18 protein-coding genes are annotated in these 15,421 nt (G+C 70.4%); 2 read left to right on the top strand and 16 right to left on the bottom strand.

The genetic code is table 11. From position 1 onward, the window contains the following. Positions 1-45: 45 nt before the first annotated feature. From VEA98_RS13965 to VEA98_RS13955, 3 genes are read right to left on the bottom strand one after another with little or no spacing between them, the layout of a single operon-like run. Positions 46-1,518, bottom strand: coding sequence for a sensor histidine kinase (locus tag VEA98_RS13965; protein ID WP_324815658.1), 1,473 nt, complete (start codon positions 1,516-1,518; stop codon positions 46-48). Beyond that, positions 1,515-2,195: a response regulator transcription factor gene (locus tag VEA98_RS13960; RefSeq protein ID WP_324815656.1), complete on the bottom strand. Its 681-nt coding sequence runs from the start codon at positions 2,193-2,195 to the stop codon at positions 1,515-1,517. Before VEA98_RS13960 ends, VEA98_RS13965 begins: the two co-directional genes overlap by 4 nt. Then, on the bottom strand, positions 2,196-2,513 hold the full coding sequence (locus VEA98_RS13955) for a hypothetical protein (protein ID WP_324815653.1): 318 nt from the start codon (positions 2,511-2,513) through the stop codon (positions 2,196-2,198). It abuts the gene before it with no gap. 239 nt (positions 2,514-2,752) lie between these two features. Between VEA98_RS13955 and VEA98_RS13950 the strand changes: the two genes are divergently transcribed. Beyond that, complete coding sequence (locus VEA98_RS13950; protein WP_324815651.1) at positions 2,753-3,121, top strand: hypothetical protein; 369 nt, start codon at positions 2,753-2,755, stop codon at positions 3,119-3,121. Positions 3,122-3,182: 61 nt separating this feature from the next. On the opposite strand, the gene VEA98_RS13945 is transcribed toward VEA98_RS13950, so the two are convergent. Genes VEA98_RS13945 through VEA98_RS13905 form a run of 9 tightly spaced genes read right to left on the bottom strand, consistent with a single transcriptional unit; the run spans position 3,183 to position 9,316 of the window. Next, positions 3,183-3,998 (bottom strand): PhzF family phenazine biosynthesis protein, encoded by an 816-nt coding sequence (locus tag VEA98_RS13945; RefSeq protein WP_324815648.1) that lies wholly within the window; start codon positions 3,996-3,998, stop codon positions 3,183-3,185. An 8-nt stretch (positions 3,999-4,006) separates the two neighbouring features. Next, entirely contained in the window at positions 4,007-4,483 is a 477-nt protein-coding gene (locus VEA98_RS13940) for a hypothetical protein (RefSeq protein ID WP_324815645.1), read from the bottom strand. Continuing rightward, a complete protein-coding gene (locus VEA98_RS13935; protein WP_324815642.1) occupies positions 4,484-5,053 on the bottom strand; it encodes a nucleotidyltransferase family protein in 570 nt (189 codons plus the stop codon). Next, complete coding sequence (thiD, locus tag VEA98_RS13930) at positions 5,050-5,853, bottom strand: bifunctional hydroxymethylpyrimidine kinase/phosphomethylpyrimidine kinase (RefSeq protein WP_324815639.1); 804 nt, start codon at positions 5,851-5,853, stop codon at positions 5,050-5,052. Before thiD ends, VEA98_RS13935 begins: the two co-directional genes overlap by 4 nt. Before the next feature lie 60 nt (positions 5,854-5,913). Next, positions 5,914-6,264, bottom strand: coding sequence for a DMT family protein (locus tag VEA98_RS13925; RefSeq protein WP_324815636.1), 351 nt, complete (start codon positions 6,262-6,264; stop codon positions 5,914-5,916). After that, positions 6,261-7,073, bottom strand: a complete 813-nt coding sequence (gene folP / locus VEA98_RS13920) for a dihydropteroate synthase (protein ID WP_324815634.1) — start codon at positions 7,071-7,073, stop codon at positions 6,261-6,263. Before folP ends, VEA98_RS13925 begins: the two co-directional genes overlap by 4 nt. After that, entirely contained in the window at positions 7,073-7,375 is a 303-nt protein-coding gene (locus tag VEA98_RS13915; RefSeq protein ID WP_324815631.1) for a transcriptional regulator, read from the bottom strand. Before VEA98_RS13915 ends, folP begins: the two co-directional genes overlap by 1 nt. A 6-nt stretch (positions 7,376-7,381) precedes the next feature. Further along, a complete protein-coding gene (locus VEA98_RS13910; protein ID WP_324815629.1) occupies positions 7,382-8,038 on the bottom strand; it encodes a hypothetical protein in 657 nt (218 codons plus the stop codon). A gap of 57 nt (positions 8,039-8,095) precedes the next feature. After that, positions 8,096-9,316 carry an acyltransferase family protein gene (locus tag VEA98_RS13905; RefSeq protein WP_324815627.1) on the bottom strand — a complete coding sequence of 407 codons (1,221 nt, stop codon included), beginning with the start codon at positions 9,314-9,316 and terminating at the stop codon, positions 8,096-8,098. Positions 9,317-9,614: 298 nt separating this feature from the next. Here VEA98_RS13905 and VEA98_RS13900 point away from each other — a divergent pair, with 298 nt between their 5' ends. Further along, entirely contained in the window at positions 9,615-10,031 is a 417-nt protein-coding gene (locus VEA98_RS13900) for a GreA/GreB family elongation factor (protein ID WP_324815625.1), read from the top strand. A gap of 66 nt (positions 10,032-10,097) precedes the next feature. Here VEA98_RS13900 and ftsH read toward each other — a convergent pair whose 3' ends face one another. Genes ftsH through VEA98_RS13880 form a run of 4 tightly spaced genes read right to left on the bottom strand, consistent with a single transcriptional unit; the run spans position 10,098 to position 15,382 of the window. Then, complete coding sequence (gene ftsH / locus VEA98_RS13895) at positions 10,098-12,026, bottom strand: ATP-dependent zinc metalloprotease FtsH (RefSeq protein WP_324815623.1); 1,929 nt, start codon at positions 12,024-12,026, stop codon at positions 10,098-10,100. A 35-nt stretch (positions 12,027-12,061) separates the two neighbouring features. Then, the gene (gene tilS, locus VEA98_RS13890) at positions 12,062-13,363 is read right to left on the bottom strand and encodes a tRNA lysidine(34) synthetase TilS (protein WP_414642187.1); all 1,302 of its coding nucleotides are present in this window, start codon (positions 13,361-13,363) and stop codon (positions 12,062-12,064) included. Next, entirely contained in the window at positions 13,360-14,235 is an 876-nt protein-coding gene (locus VEA98_RS13885; protein ID WP_324815620.1) for a tol-pal system protein, read from the bottom strand. Before VEA98_RS13885 ends, tilS begins: the two co-directional genes overlap by 4 nt. Positions 14,236-14,275: 40 nt before the next feature. Next, positions 14,276-15,382 carry a DUF3667 domain-containing protein gene (locus VEA98_RS13880; RefSeq protein ID WP_324815617.1) on the bottom strand — a complete coding sequence of 369 codons (1,107 nt, stop codon included), beginning with the start codon at positions 15,380-15,382 and terminating at the stop codon, positions 14,276-14,278. Positions 15,383-15,421 lie beyond the last annotated feature (39 nt).

Here is a 15,421-nt window from a genome sequence, read left to right as displayed (position 1 = left end):
GTCATGGTGGCCCGACGGGGTTAACATCCGCTATCCGGCGGCCGCTCAGCACTCGGCCGAGGGCAGCTCCAGCACGGCCCTGAGGCCGCCGAGCTCGCTGTCCGCGAGCGAAATCCGGCCGCCATAGGCGCGGGTCAGTTCGACCACGATCGACAGGCCCAGACCCGAGCCGGGCGTTGTCTCGTCCATCCGGGCGCCGCGCAGCAGGGCCGCCTCGCGCTGCTCCTCGGGCAGGCCGGGGCCGTCATCCTCGACCACCACCACCATCTGGCCCAGTCCCGTTGCGCCCGCGGAGACGCGGACCCGGCGCTTGGCCCATTTGCAGGCGTTTTCAAGCAGGTTGCCGAGCAGTTCCTGCAGGTCCTGTCGCTCGCCGCGGAAGGCCAGATCCTCCGGCGCGCGCCAGTCGATGACCACGCCCTTGTCCTCGAAGACGCGCTCCAGCATGACCGCCATCTCGTCGAGAACCGGTTCGATGGGGGTGATCTCGCCCAGCATCTGGGCGCGGGCGGCGGCGCGGGCGCGGCGCAGGTGGTGGTCGACCTGGGCCTTCATCACCTCGGTCTGCCGGCGCACCATGTCCGGCAGGGGCCCCTTCGCCGAGCCGGCCTCGGCCAGCATGACCGACAGGGGCGTCTTCAGCGCGTGAGCGAGGTTGCCGACGTGGGTTCTCTGGCGCTCGACGGTCTCCTGGTTGTGGTCCAGCAGGCGGTTGACCTGCTCCGCCAGCGGCTGGATTTCGAGCGGATAGCTGCGGGCGATGCGGGCGGCCCGGCCCTTGCGGACGTCGGCGATCTCGTTCCGGAGGGCGTAGAGGGGGCGCAGGCCGATCTGCACCTGCAGGAAGACCGCGATCACCAGGCCAAGACCGAGAATCAGCAGGGCTGTCCAGGTGAAGGTCGCGAACTGCTGGGTGTCCCGGTCGATGTTCGACCGATCGATTCCGGCCAGGAAGACCACCGGCGCGTCGCGGCCGGGAAGCTGTTTCATGCTCGCGGCCACCCGCAGCGGCACGCCCAGCGGCCCCTCCCCGCCCGGCCGCAGGCCGTCCGGATCGTTGTAGCTGATGACCGCGCCGCGCGCCCCGGCGAGGCGGTCGGGCAACTCGTCGGGGATGGTCAGGCTCTCGCCGGCCAGCGACGGCGAACGGACGAGGATGCGCAGGCGTCCGTCCGGGCCCGGTTCCGCCACGGCCCAGTACTTGCCGGACAGGGCGCGCAGGGTGCGGTCGTCCTTGACCTCGCTGACCGCCAAGGTCCCGTCGGTCTGGGCGTTCGAGGCGAGGACCACCTCGTCGATCGTGTCGGCAAGAACATTGCCGAGGCGGCGCAGGGCGGTCTCCTGGTACTGGTTGGTCAGGGCCCAGCCGGTCAGGACGAGGGCCAGCACGATCCAGGCCGAGGCCAGCCAGATGAGACGCCGCGTCAGGCTTCGGCCGGGGCGTCCGAACCAGCGGCCCCAGGCGCGCGGCTCCGTGGCCGCTTCGGTGTCGACAGCCCCCCCCGAGTCGTCGGTCACGTGGCCTCGCTCTCCCCGGGCAGGGGCGTCAGCCGATAGCCGAGGCCGCGGACGGTCTCGATCCGGTCGGGACCGATCTTCTTTCGCAGGCGACCGACGAAGACTTCGATGGTGTTGGAATCCCGGTCGAAGTCCTGGTCGTAGAGGTGTTCAACCAGCTCGGTGCGGCTGATCACCCGGCCCTGGTGCATCATCAGATAGTGCAGCAGCCGGTATTCCAGCGAGGTCAGGCGCAGCGGCTCGCCGTTGACGCTGGCGCGGGCGGCGCGGGGATCGAGCCGCAGGCCGCCGCACGACAGGGTCGACGAGGCGATGCCGGCGGAGCGCCGCAGCAGGGCCCGCAGGCGGGCCAGCAGCTCCTCGGTGTGGAACGGCTTGGTCAGATAGTCGTCGGCCCCCGCGTCGAAGCCCGACACCTTGTCGGACCAGGCCCCGCGGGCCGTGAGGATCAGCACGGGCGTGGTCTTGCCCTCGCGCCGCCACCGCTCAAGCACGGAGACGCCGTCGATCTTGGGCAGGCCGAGGTCGAGCACAATGACGTCGTACGGCTCGGTGTCGCCGAGGAAATGGGCTTCCTCCCCGTCCGCCGCGTGGTCGACGGCGTAGCCGGCGTCGGACAGTGCGCCCTTCAGCTGGCGCGACAGATCGGCGTCGTCCTCGACAAGCAGCACGCGCATTCAGCGTTCTCCGATTACCCGGCCGGTGCGGCCGTCCACCATGATGTCGGCCACGCGGCCGCCGGGATATTCCCAGCGCACCACGATCATGTCGCCGCGATTGCTGGCGCCGAGGAACCGGCCGGGACGTCCCGACGAAGCCCGTTGTACGGCCGCGCCCACGCTGACGCGCGGACGTTCGTCGGACTGTTCGCGCTGCGGCCGCTCGCGCTGGCGGTCGCCATCGCGCCCGTCGCGGTCGCCACGATCCTGCGCCGCGGCGGACAGGGGCGCGGCGGCGAGCAGGGCGGCGAGGATGTAGACGGGCATCCGGGTCATGGGCGACGGTCTAGGCCCCAGGCTCTGAACGACGGCTGAACGGCGAGTATGGACATATTTCACCGTTGCCGCGCCCCCGTCCTTCGACCTCCCACGCCCGCGTGAGCAACGCATGGATGCGTTGTCATCGACATGAACGCAAGCTGACACAAGCCGTTCAGACCAGGCTCAGGCGCAAAGTGGTCTTGTCCGGCTCAACGCAGCCAGCCCGGCCTGCGTGAACGCGAAGGATAAGACCGATGATGAAGAAAGCCCTCATCCCCGTGCTGGCCATCGCCGCGGCGTCCGTCGCGGTTCCCGCCGCCGCCCAGACCTACGGCCCGGCCCGCGGCCCGGCCTTTGTCCAGAACCACGGCGGCTGGCAGTCGATCGGCCAGCGCAAATTCCAGCTCGATCGCCGGATCGACGTCGGCTTGCGCAACGGCTCCCTGAGCCGCCGTGAAGCGCGCGGGCTGCAGACCCAGCTCAACAGCCTGATCCGCCTGGAGCGCAACTACATGCGCGGCGGCCTGACCCGCTGGGAGCGCAACGACCTCGACCGTCGCTACGACCGTCTGGCCGTTCAGGTCCGCATCGAACGCCGCGACCGCGACAACCGTCGCTGGTAGCGCCGACCTTTCCTCCCCGGAAGGTCCGAGGGGCGCCGTCCGCAAGGGCGGCGCCCCTTTTCTATGCCATCAGGCGCAGGCGGCTTTCGATGACGGTGACCGCGCGGCCCCGGAGCAGCACGCGATCGCCGCGCAGCTCGGTTTCGATGTCGCCGCCCCGACCCGGGAACGCCTGATGGAACCGCAGCCCCGCCCGCCCGAGCTTGTCCGCATACAGCGGGGCGAGCATGCAGTGCGCCGATCCTGTCGCGGGATCCTCGGCGATGCCGACGCCCGGCGCGAAGAAGCGGTCGACCACGTCGACAGCCTCTTCCGCATCGGCGGCGGCGCAGACGATGACCTCGCCGGGCTCGCGGGCCTCGCTCCGGAGACGCATCAGCGCAGCGGTGTCCGGCCGCAGCGCCCGCACCACGTCCGCATCGGACAGCACGGCGATCAGATACCGCGCCGCCCAGACTTCCGTCGGCTCCGCGCCTAAGGCCTCGGCCAGGCCGGCGACGGGCCCGGTGCGGCGCGGCGGATCGGCCGGGAAGTCCATCTCATAGCCCCCGCCCGCCCGGCGCACGATCAACGGGCCCGAGCGGCTGTCGAAGGTCAGGGCCTCGACCTCGACGCCGAGCTCGTCCATCAGCACATGGGCCGCGCCGAGCGTGGCATGGCCGCACAGGTCGACCTCCCGCCCCGGCGTGAACCAGCGCAGACCGAAGCGGGCGGGATCGGCGGTGCGCAACAGGAAAGCGGTCTCGGCCTGGTTGTTCTCCCGGGCCAGCGCCTGCATCCATTCATCGGACGGCCAGTGATCGAACGGCTCGACCACGCAGGCGGGATTGCCCCGGAAGGGGGCCGAGGCGAAGGCGTCGACGGTCCATTGGCGCATGACAGGGCTCAGCGTTGTTCGGGGTGGTCGCTGCGGGCCAGCAAGGTCGCGAGAACGGTCGCCCAATCCCCCTCAATCTCCGTCCCGCCAGCCTGGCCGTTACAGATACCAAGAGCGAGGGCGCCCATCCGGTCGTCGTCGAAGGAGCGGAGCGCCATCGGGGGAGCCAGGTCGTCCTGAGGCAGCGGGACCGACTCCTCCGCAATCAGGCTCCACACCTCGCCATAAAATCCCGGATTGCCGTTGCGCGGGCACCTGATGCTCAGTTCGGTCCAGAGTTGGCGATAGCTTCCACCCGTTCGCCGGGTCCTGGGCCTGGCATAGGTCGTCAGGACATAGGCGGTTCTGCGCCCGCCTACTTCATCCTCCAGCCGCACCGCGACCGACTCTTCGGCCCTCTCCGTGACGATGCGCCAGGATCCGAGATCCATGCTCGCCGCCGCGGCGTTCACGGCCGCCGCAAGCGCCACAGTCGTTATCAACATTCAGCCCTCCCGCACCGTCAGTTCCGGCCAGCGAGCTTGAGCATTGGCCACCGCCCGGGTCCAGCCCCTGGCCAGCGGCCGGTCCGGATTGGGCCGAATAGTGAGCGAGAACACATCCTGCAGTCCGAAGGGCGCGGCGACGCTGATCGTGTCATCGTCCTCCAGCCTCACCCCGACCGCAAAGGCCGGGGCGACGAAGCGGGCCAGAGCCTCGTCCGTGCCGGTCAGGGCCTCGTAGGGCTCGCCGAACTTGCCCTCGAACCACAGGTGGACGCGGGCCTGATTGCGGACCTCGACCATGTCGCGGTACGGCGGCTCGAAGGCGACGGCGACGCGCCGGATGACCGCGTCCTCGGCGTCCCATGAGGTGTCGGGATCGAAATAGCCGAGGTCGTAGTCGCGGACGCCGTAGCCGGCGGGGCGGCCGGTCAAGGCGTTCCAGACGCTCTGGTAGACGGCACCGGAGAAGACGCGCCAGTCGTTCAGGCCGAGGCCGCGCACCGTGGTCAGGACGTGCATCAGGCCCGGATCGGCGCGAACGATGTCGGCCAGCCGGGTCTCCAGGCTCATTTCGCGTCCCTCAGCGGCCAGCCGTGATCGAGCGGACCATGCCCCTGCCCCAATCCGGGCGCGCGGCGGATGGCCTCGGCGACATAGGCCCAGGCCTCGGCCACGGCGGCTTCCAGCGGCAGGCCCTTCGCCAGCCCGGCCGCGCAGGCGCTGGCCAGGGTGCAGCCGGTGCCGTGGGTGTGGCGGGTCTCGAGCCGCGGCCCTTCAAGCATGGTCTCGCCCGTCGGGGTCAGCAGCAGGTCGATGACGGTCTCCCCCGCGACATGACCGCCCTTCATCAGCACGGCCCGCGCGCCCATGGCCAGCAGGGCCTCGCCCGCCCGGCGCTGGCCGTCGAGGTCCATGACGGGGAGGCCGGTCAGCGCCTCCGCCTCCGGCGCATTGGGCGTCAGCAGGGCGGCGCGGGGGACCATCAGCGTGCGCACCGCCTGCACCGCTTCTTCCGGCAGCAGGGGCGAGCCGCCCTTGGCGATCATCACCGGGTCGACCACGGCGGGGGCGTGGCTTGTGTCGAGGATGGCCGCCACCCGCTCCACCACATCGGTCGAGCCCAGCATGCCGGTCTTGACGGCGTCGGCGCCGATGTCGTCGAGCACCGCCCGCGCCTGCGCCTCAATCAGGTCCAGCGGCAGCGGGTGCACGCCATGGACTCCGAGGGTGTTCTGCACCGTGATCGCCGTGATCGCCGTGGCGGCGTAACCGCCCATCGCCGTCACGGCCTTGATGTCGGCCTGAATCCCCGCCCCGCCCCCGGAGTCGGAGCCGGCGATGATCAGGACGCGTCCAAGGGGCGAGGTCATGTCGACGGGATGGCCAATCGCGCCGGACTCCGCAAGGCCGGTGTTGGCCGCAGCCGCCCGTCAGCCGCCCAGCGGCCCCCGGAACACGAACCAGGCGCCGAGGGCGATGAAGCCGAAGCCGACGGCGTGGTTCAGGGTCAGCTTCTCGCCGAGATACATCACCGAGAAGCCGGCGAAGACGACCAGGGTGATGACCTCCTGCATCGTCTTCAGCTCGGCGGCGGAATAGACCTGGTGGCCGATGCGGTTGGCGGGCACGGCCAGCCAGTATTCGAAGAAGGCGATGCCCCAGCTGACCATGACGACCACGGCCAGCGGCTTGGTCCCGAACTTCAGGTGGCCGTACCAGGCGAAGGTCATGAAGACGTTCGACAGGACCAGCAGCGCCACGGGCGCGACATAAGGGTTCATCGCCCGCTCTCCGCGAGGACCGCGGCCTGCACGGCCAGCGCCTGGACCGTCTCGCGCACGTCGTGGACGCGAACGATCGCCGCGCCGTTTCGCGCCGCCTCCAGCCCCAACGCCAGGGAGCCGCCGAGACGGTCGGCGGGGTCGGTCGCCGTCGGGTCGATCGACTGGATGGTGCGCTTGCGACTGGCGCCGTAGAGGACCGGGAAGCCCGTTTCCGCCAGCCGGTCGAGACGGGCGGTCAGGGCGAGGTTGTGCCGCGCCGTCTTGCCGAAGCCGAGGCCGGGATCGAGCCAGAGGCTCTCGCGCGCGACGCCCGCCGCCATGGCGGCTTCGGCGCGGGCCGCGAGCCAGTCCTTCACCTCGGCGACGACGTCGTCGTAGTGGGGCGCGGCCTGCATGGTGCGGGGTTCGCCCTTCATGTGCATGAGGACGACCTCACAGCCCAGTTCGGCGGCGGTCGCCAGGCTGTCCGGCGCATGGCCCAGGGCGGTGACGTCGTTCCACATCGTCGCCCCGGCGGCGACGGCGGCGCGGGCGACGTCCGGCTTCATGGTGTCGATGCTGATCGGCCCTCCCCAGCGGATGCGCAGCCCCTCCACGACCGGCACGACGCGGGCGATCTCTTCGGCCGCATCGACGGGTTCGGCGCCGGGCCGGGTGCTCTCGCCCCCGACGTCGAGGAGGTCGGCGCCCTGTGCGACCAGGCGCAGGCCGTGGACCACGGCGGCCTCGGCCGACCTCAATCGTCCTCCGTCCGAGAAGCTGTCGGGCGTGACGTTGACGATGCCCATGACCCGCGGGCGCGCCATCAGTCCTTGCCTCCGATCAGGGCCCCGATGGCCTCGAGATAGGCGGCGAATGCGCGGCGGCCCTGCCGGGTGATCGACACGCGGGTCAGCGGCTTGTTGTTGACGAAGCTCTTGGCGATGGCGACGTAGCCGGCCTCCTCCAGCTTCTTCAGGTGAACCGAAAGGTTGCCCTGGGTGGCCTCGAGGACGGTCTTCAGCTCGGTGAAGTCGGCGCTGTCGGCGTCGGACAGATAGACCATGATCCCCAGCCGCAGGCGGCCATGGATGACCTCGTCGATACGCCCGAGATCGGCCAGACCCATGGCGCTTCAGCCCGCCGCCCGCGCCGCGCGGGCGTCGCGGACCATGACCCAGCCCGGCAGGGCGAACAGGGCGAACAGGGCCAGGGTGCAGACACCAAGATACCACTCCGGCTGACGCACCAGCAGGCCGAGAGCCACGGCCGTCAACCAGCCTCCGCCGGAGCAGGCCAGCATCCAGCCCTTCCGCTTCATGCTCCAGGCGACGTACCAGGCGGCCGCCTGCAGGGCGAAGATCACCGCCGGATAGTAGAGCCAGACGGCGAAATCCTGATCGCGCAAGGCGCCGAAGCCGAAGATCAGGATCACCGCGAGGTTGGCCATGCCGGTGGCGCTGAAGGCTGCATTCAGGGTGCGGGTCGCCATCGGGCCGCGGGTGGTGCTGACGCCGTCCTTGCGGTCGCGGCCGATGGCCCAGACCAGCACCGCCAGGAAGCTGACGCTGATCAGGATGACGAAGGCCAGGTTGGCCAGGTCGGGCCAGCGGATCAGGCCGGTGGCCTGGCCGACGTGGAACAGGCACTGCAGGCCATAGAGGAGGCCGCCCGCGAGGTAGGCGACGCCGAGCGTCAACTGCGGGCGGCCGCCGCCCTCGACGATGGCGCGCATGTAGGCGAGATCGGCCTCGGCGGATGTGGCGGACGGCTTGGCGGGTTTGGCTGGCATGGGCGATTCTCCGGAACCGGCTTCCATGGGGTGGACGAGCCGGCGGGGGTTGGCAAGCTATTCGGCGGGGACAGCGACGGCCCGGGTCCCGCGCCGCCAGGGCACGCGGCGGCCGTTCAGCCAGCGGCCCATGAAGGTGTGGCGGACCAGCAGTTCGTAGCTGACCAGCGAGACCCCCAGCGCCCCGGCGACGACCACGCCCAGCTTGGCGAACCACGGCCAGGGCGCGTCCAGCACCAGCACCTGCCCGACCATGACCAGCGGCAGGTGAACGATGTAGATCCAGTAGGAGGCGTCGGCCAGGTAGCGGCGCACGGCGCTGTAACCGGACAGGAAGCGCAGCGACAGGGCCGTCAGGGCGAGGGTCGAGGCGAACACCGCCAGGGCGTAGACGGCGGCGGCCGCCGGCTTCAGTTCCGGGTCCGTCATCGGAGCCAGCGTCGGGACAGGACCGCCGGCCAGCACCAGCGCGGCTGCTCCGGTTCCCAGGGCGATGACAGTGAAGACCGGCCACAGACGCTCGATCCGCCCGAGCAGGTCGCGCCGCCGATCGAGCATCACGCCGAACCCGAAGGCGGTTCCGAAGGCGGTCAGGGCGGCCGGGTTGGGGACGAAGCCCTTGTCCGGCGTGGGGATGCCGAAGAAGGGAATCCAGTCCGGCGTGAGCCACAGGGCCAGCGCCAGCGGCGCCGCCATCAGGGCCGGAGTCCAGGGGCCGGTGAGCGCGCCGGTCAGACGATCGATCAGCCGGCCGACGGCGCCGGCCCTGTCCAGTGCGGCGAACGGCGCACGCAGCACGAGGAAGCCGGCGTAGAGGATCAGCAGGACCCACAGGAACCACAGGTGCAGCAGCGGGAAGGTCTCGAGCGTGAGCGGCGGCGGCGGCGGGCCGTCGGTCGGGATCGCTCCGCCGTTGTCCAGGGCCGCCTTCCAGACGATGACGGCGATGAAGGCCGGAAAGACGATCCACCAGAGGCCGAGCAGAGGCCCGGCGATGCGGCCGAGCCGGTCGCGGATGAAGCCCCCGGTCCCGCGGCGGCCCAGCATCATGTGGGCGAACAGCCCCGCGATCAGGAAGAAGGTCGTCATCCGGAACAGGTGGATGGCGAAGAACAGGACGCCGGCCGCCGGCGAGGTCTGTTCGTCGGGGAACAGCCAGATCGTGACCGGGAAATAGGACATGGAAGCGTGGAGCACGACGCCGAGAAGCAGCGCGCCTCCCCGCAAGGCGTCGAGGCCGTGCAGGCGACCGGGACGGTGGACTTCTGATGACGACATGGCGCGTCTCCCCTCGTTGAGGGGCCACGTCTACGCCAGACTTGTTTGAAATGCAAACTTGTTGATGCGGGACAACCGGGCGGGCTGGTTTGACTTCCAGCCGGCAGCGCCTACCTTCGTCGCATGTACGGAAGAGCCCATCAGGGTCGATTGCTGAACCACGCGGGACGCCTCGTCGCAGGCGGCTGACCCCGGGGTGACGACCCCGTCGCGCCCCGGGGTCAGCCGCCTGCCGCACTCAACCGATCCGGATCGCCGCCGCCGACGCGGCCGCTTTCCCCACCTCCAGGACACACCCATGACCGCCCAGGTTTCCGGCGCCGCTTCGACGCGCCTGCCCGCCATCCATCTGACAGCCGCCGACCACGCCCTGCTCATGGCGCTGATCGGCGATGCGCCCGCCGAGGGCGCGGCCGGCCTGCTGCAGCAGGAACTCGCCCGCGCCGCCGTGCACCGCTCCGAACGGCCCATCCGCACCGTCGGTCTGAACCGCTGGGTCCACTACGTCGACGGTCACAGCAGCCGCACGCGCCGGGTCAAGATCGTGCCGCCGGACCAGGCCGACATCGATCGGGGCCTGATCTCGCCGCTGTCCCACGTCGGGGCGGGCCTGCTGGGGCTGGCGGAGGGTCAGTCCATCGTCTGGCCCGACCCCGCCGGCCGCGCGCGCAAGCTGACGCCCATCCTCATCGAGGATCCGGAAGAACTGATCTGATCGCGGACCCGACGAGAAAAGGGCCGGAGATCGCGCCCCGGCCCTCTCGCGCTGGATCGCGCTGCTTCAGTGAACCGTCGGCTGCTCGACGTCGACGCCGTCCGAGACCGGCGTGATCGGCACCGACACCGACGGGCCGGAGTTGGGGAAGTTGCTCTCGTCGCGGTTCGGCGCGAGGCCCTTCTCCAGCAGGTCCTTGATCTCCTGGCCCGACAGGGTCTCGTACTCGAGCAGGGCCTGGGACAGCTTCTCGTGGTCCTCGGCCTTGTCGGTCAGGATCTGACGGGCGACCACCCAGCCCTCGGTGACGATGCGCTTGACCTCTTCATCGATGATCCGGGCGGTCTCTTCCGAGACGTTCTGGCTGCGCGCGACCGAATGGCCGAGGAAGACCTCTTCCTGGTTCTCGCCGTAGGCCACGGTGCCGAGCTTCTCCGAGAAGCCCCAGCGGGTGACCATGGCCCGGGCCAGCTTGGTGGCCTGCTGGATATCGGAACTGGCGCCCGAGGTGACGTTCTCCTTCCCGAAGATCAGCTCCTCGGCCACGCGGCCACCGGCCATGATGGCGATCCGGTCCACCATCTGCTGGAAGCTGGTCGAGTAGCGGTCGCCTTCCGGCAGCTGCATGACCATGCCGAGCGCGCGGCCGCGCGGGACGATGGTCGCCTTGTGCACCGGGTCGGCCATCTTGACGTTCATGGCGACGATGGCGTGGCCCGCCTCGTGATAGGCGGTCATGCGCTTCTCTTCGTCGTTCATGGCCATCGACTTGCGCTCCGCGCCCATCATGACCTTGTCCTTGGCGTCCTCGAAGTCGCGATGGGTGACCATGCGGCGGTCCTTGCGCGCCGCCATCAGGGCCGCCTCATTGACCAGATTGGCCAGGTCGGCGCCGGAGAAGCCAGGGGTGCCGCGAGCGATGGTCTTGACGTTGACGTCGGCGGCCAGCGGCACGTCCTTCATATGGACGCGGAGGATCTTCTCGCGGCCGAGCACGTCGGGGTTCGGCACCACGACCTGACGGTCGAACCGGCCCGGACGCAGCAGGGCCGGGTCGAGCACGTCGGGCCGGTTGGTGGCCGCGATCAGGATGATGCCCTCGTTGGCCTCGAAGCCGTCCATCTCGACCAGCAGCTGGTTGAGGGTCTGTTCGCGCTCGTCATTGCCGCCGCCGAGGCCGGCGCCGCGATGGCGGCCGACGGCGTCGATCTCGTCGATGAAGATGATGCAGGGCGCGTTCTTCTTGGCCTGTTCGAACATGTCGCGGACGCGGCTGGCGCCGACGCCGACGAACATCTCGACGAAGTCGGAGCCCGAGATGGAGAAGAAGGGGACGCCCGCCTCGCCGGCGACGGCGCGGGCCAGCAGCGTCTTGCCGGTGCCGGGAGGGCCGACCAGCAGGGCGCCCTTCGGGATCTTGCCGCCGAGGCGCTGGAATTTGGCCGGGTCCTTGAGGAAGTCGACGACCTCCTGAAGCTCCTCCTTGGCCTCGTCGACGCCGGCGACGTCGTCGAAGGTCTTGCGGCCCTTGTGTTCGGTCAGCAGCTTGGCCTTGGACTTGCCGAAGCCCATAGCGCCCCGGGCTCCGCCCTGCATCTGGCGCATGATCAGCACCCACAGGCCGATGATCAGCACGAACGGCAGCAGGCCGATCAGGGCGCTGACCCAGATCGACTGGCGCGTGTTCTTGACGTTGATCTGGGCGCCGGCGGCGTTCAGGCTCTCGATCAGGTCCCCGTTGGGCAGGGTGGTGACGACGGTGTATTTCCGATCGTCCTTCATCTGCAGGGTCAGGGTCTCGTTCTTGACCTCGACGGACTTGATGTCCCGGGCGTCGCGGGCCGCGATCAGCTGCGAATAGGTCATCTCCTGGGGCCGGGCCGAGGCCGCCTTCTGTCCCGGCGTGGCCAGCGTGCCGCCGCGGTCCACCGCGACGTAGAAGGCGAGCGCGCCCAGGATGACGGCGCCGAGGATGGCCAGATTGCGAAGGTTCATTCTTGTCTCGATCCCTGGAAACGCGACGCGCTTCCCTATTCGTCTATGTCAGCGCCGGAAAATAGGTGGTTCCGGGGCGTAGCGCCATGAGCGCGCGGCTCCAGCTCCGTCTCATGCGTCATTCGGTCCAGCGCCAGCGCCAGTCTCTCCTCGACCAGTGAACGCGCCGTTGCGACAGAACCTGCAAGAACCGGCGCACCCGGGTCGTTCCGGATCAGCACAGGCCAGGCGCCGCGCACCGGCGCCGGCAGAGCGTTCAGCCTGGCCCGGTCGTCCCTCGACAGCGTGGCCATGTGTCCGGCGGCCGCAACGACGTTCCAGCCCGGTTCGACGGCGGTGATCGCCCAGCGGCCGTCCCAGACGGTTTCAATCCCGGGCGGCAGCGGCAGGGGCGGCCTGGGACGGCGGGTGAATTCGCCCGCCTCCCGGGTCACGAGGACTTGATCGCCGGCGATGACCCGGGCGCCGCTCAAGCTGGCGGTGAACGCCTCCCCCGACCGCAACCGCTGTACGATGCGCTCCAGCCGGTCGCCGCGCGGGGGCCGGTCGCCGCCGCCGGCGCAGACGAGGACGGCGGCGAGGGCCCGCGTGGAAATCCCGCGATCGAAGGCCAATGTGCCCGGCGCCACCGGCGCGGGCAGAGGTCCGGAGGCGCCCGCCGTGGCGGGCGACGAATACGGAGCGTTCGCTGCAAGCGAGGCGCGGGCGCGACTGCGGGCGTATTTCGGGTCGGTGTTGGCCGGGTCGTCGATCCAGTCCGCCCCCTTTTGAGAGAGCCAGTCGCGAAGCTCCGCCCGGGCGACATCGAGCATCGGCCGAAGCAGCATCAGCCCTCGCCCCTCGGGCCAGGCCGGCGACGGCGACCAGTCGCGCAGGCGGCCGAGGCTGGAGCCCTCGGCGCGCATCCGCTCGCCCTCGGCCACGTCTCCCGCGGTGTGGGCGAACAGGATGACGCGGGCGCCGGCCTGGCGCGCGGCCTCGGCGATCAGACGGTGGCGGGCCGCCCGGGCCGCCGCCGGCAGGCCTGTGTCGGGCTTGCGGCCGACCCAGGACAGGCCCTGCCAGTCGGCCCCGGCGCGCCGCGCGGCGTCGCGGGCGAACGCGGTCCAGCGGGCGCTGTCGGGAACGAGACCGTGGTCGACGGTGAGCGCGAGGACGCGGCGCCCGTTGTCGCGGGCCCAACCGCAGGCGACGGCGAGCAGGGCCAGGGAGTCTCCGCCGCCGGACAGGGCGAGGGCGAGGGGCCGGTCGGAACCGGATTCAAGCCGTGCGGTCAGCCGGTCCCGAACGCGGTCAAGCCAGGGCGGGTCGGACCGGGCCGGAACGGTGGAGCTCAGCCGGCTCTCCGGGCGGCCGGACAGGCGAACTGGGTGCGCAGCGCGGTCGCCCGCGAGCGGACTGCGGCGCTGGCGGCCGCGGCATAGCGCCGGTCGAAGTCGCCCAGGGCCGTGCAGGCCTGGGTCTTGCGGTCGGTCGCGTTCAGGGCGGCCGCCAGCTCCAGCACGGTAGAGCCGGCCCACGGCGTGGTCGGCCAGCCATCGAGCGCCGCCGCATAGAAGGCGACCGCGCCGGCATGATCGCCGGCGGAAACGCGCAGGTCCCCGAGCCGGGCGCTGGCTTCGCGGGCTTGCGGCGTATCCGGCCAGGCCAGGGTCACGGTCTGCAGGGCGCGGTCGCCCAGAGCGGGATCGGAAGCCGCCAGCCGCACGGCGGCGGCGAGGTCGCGGGCGGCGTCGCCGGTCGGAGAGGTGGAGCTGATCGGGGCGTTGAGCTCCGCCTCGCGCTCGGCGGCGGCGGCGATGTCGCGCAGCCGGGTCTCGGCGGTGCGCAGGCGCGTGTTGAGCGCCGCGTTGTCGCGCGTCGCCTCGTCGAGCTGGAAGGTCAGCCGCTCCAGATCGCCATTGACCCTCTGCAGGGTGGCCTCAAGGTCGTTGAGGCGGCGGTCCATCAGGGTGACCCGGCCGGTCAGGGCCACGACCTCGGGCTCGGGCTCCATGATCACGGGCTGGCCCGCCGCGTTGCGCTGGGTCAGGGCGCGCTCGAGGCGGCGGACGTTGCGGTCCAGCCGTTCAAGGCTGCGCCTGTCCCACTGGATCGGCTCCATGGGCGTGGTCTGAGCCACGACGGTGGTCGTGCCGGCGACCAGGGCGACGCCCAGCACGGCGACCAGGGCGTTCTTCGAGCGGAGAGCGGGGGGCAGCTTCAGCATGGTTGTTTTCGTCCCACCGATTTGAGGCCGCCGCAAGGCGTCAGCCCGTGAGTCCGAGGGTGATGATGGCGAGGATGAACAGGGCGAAGGCGATGCTGGCGAAGAGCAGCAGGAACAGGGTGCGCCATGCGGCGGAGAACCACGACAGACTGTAGGCGCCCTTCAGCTGGGCGAACATGTGAACCGGAACGCCGAAGGTGAAGGTCAGCAGGCCGAGCGCGACAAACCCGTTCCACAGCGGCCCGAGGAGGGAAAACACCATCATCAGGATCGACATGGCCGTCAGGGAATAGAGCACGAAGACGCCGTGGTCGTAGAGGGTGAAGCCCCGCCGCCACAGGAACAGCAGCGCCACGAACGGGATCGAGATCGGGATCAGCAGGAAGCTGAATTTGTAGGCCGTCTGCTGGACCTTGTAGAGCGCCAGATCCGGATTCAGAGCCTTCTTGGTCAGGGTCTTGTCGAGCCCCTTGTCGCCGGTGTTGATCTTCAGATCGCCCGAGACGACAGCGTCGTGGATCTGGGCCTGCCAGCTGCCCGGCGCCAATCCGTCGGTGCGCGCGGCCGTCGCCTCGGGGGCGAGCCCCAGCCGCCTCTCCAGCTGGTCGACGATGGTTTCCTGGGCCTGGGCGGTCAGCTTCAGCGCGTTCGATCCCGGCCGGTCGGCGGAGGCCTTGCGGTCGACGTCCAGCTTCGTCCGCGCCGCCTGCAGATCCTGGGTCAGCGCCGTCCGCTCGGCCGGCGAGAGGGTGGTGTTCACGTCCGGCTCGAGGCCGCCGGTGAAGCTGAACACGAAGAACATCAGGAAGACGGTGAAGAGGAACATCGCCAGCGGCGAGACGTAGCGGGTGCGGCGGCCCTGGACCCACTCGCGGGTCAGCCGGCCGGGGTTGATCGCGAGCAAGGGCAGGGTGCGCCAGATGCGGGCGTCGAAATGCAGCACGCCGTGCAGCATCTCCTCGCCGAGATGCAGCAGCGAACGGTGGACATGGGTCGGCTGGCCGCAGTTGGCGCAGAACCGGCCTTCGACGGTGCGGCCGCAATCGGTGCAATTGCCCTCGGCGTCGCCGGCGTGGCCGGTCGGCCGCTCGACGGCGCCGGCCAGAATGCCGGCCGTGGCCGCGCCGCCCGCCGCGTCGATGTCCATGGCCGTCTCCCCGCTAAGCCCTGCGATCTAGCCGCGCCG

The sequence above is a fragment of the Brevundimonas sp. genome (assembly GCF_035627055.1).
GTDB lineage: Bacteria > Pseudomonadota > Alphaproteobacteria > Caulobacterales > Caulobacteraceae > Brevundimonas.
The sequence above is the reverse complement of the archived record's forward strand: the minus strand, read 5'-3'. Positions and strand labels throughout refer to the sequence as shown.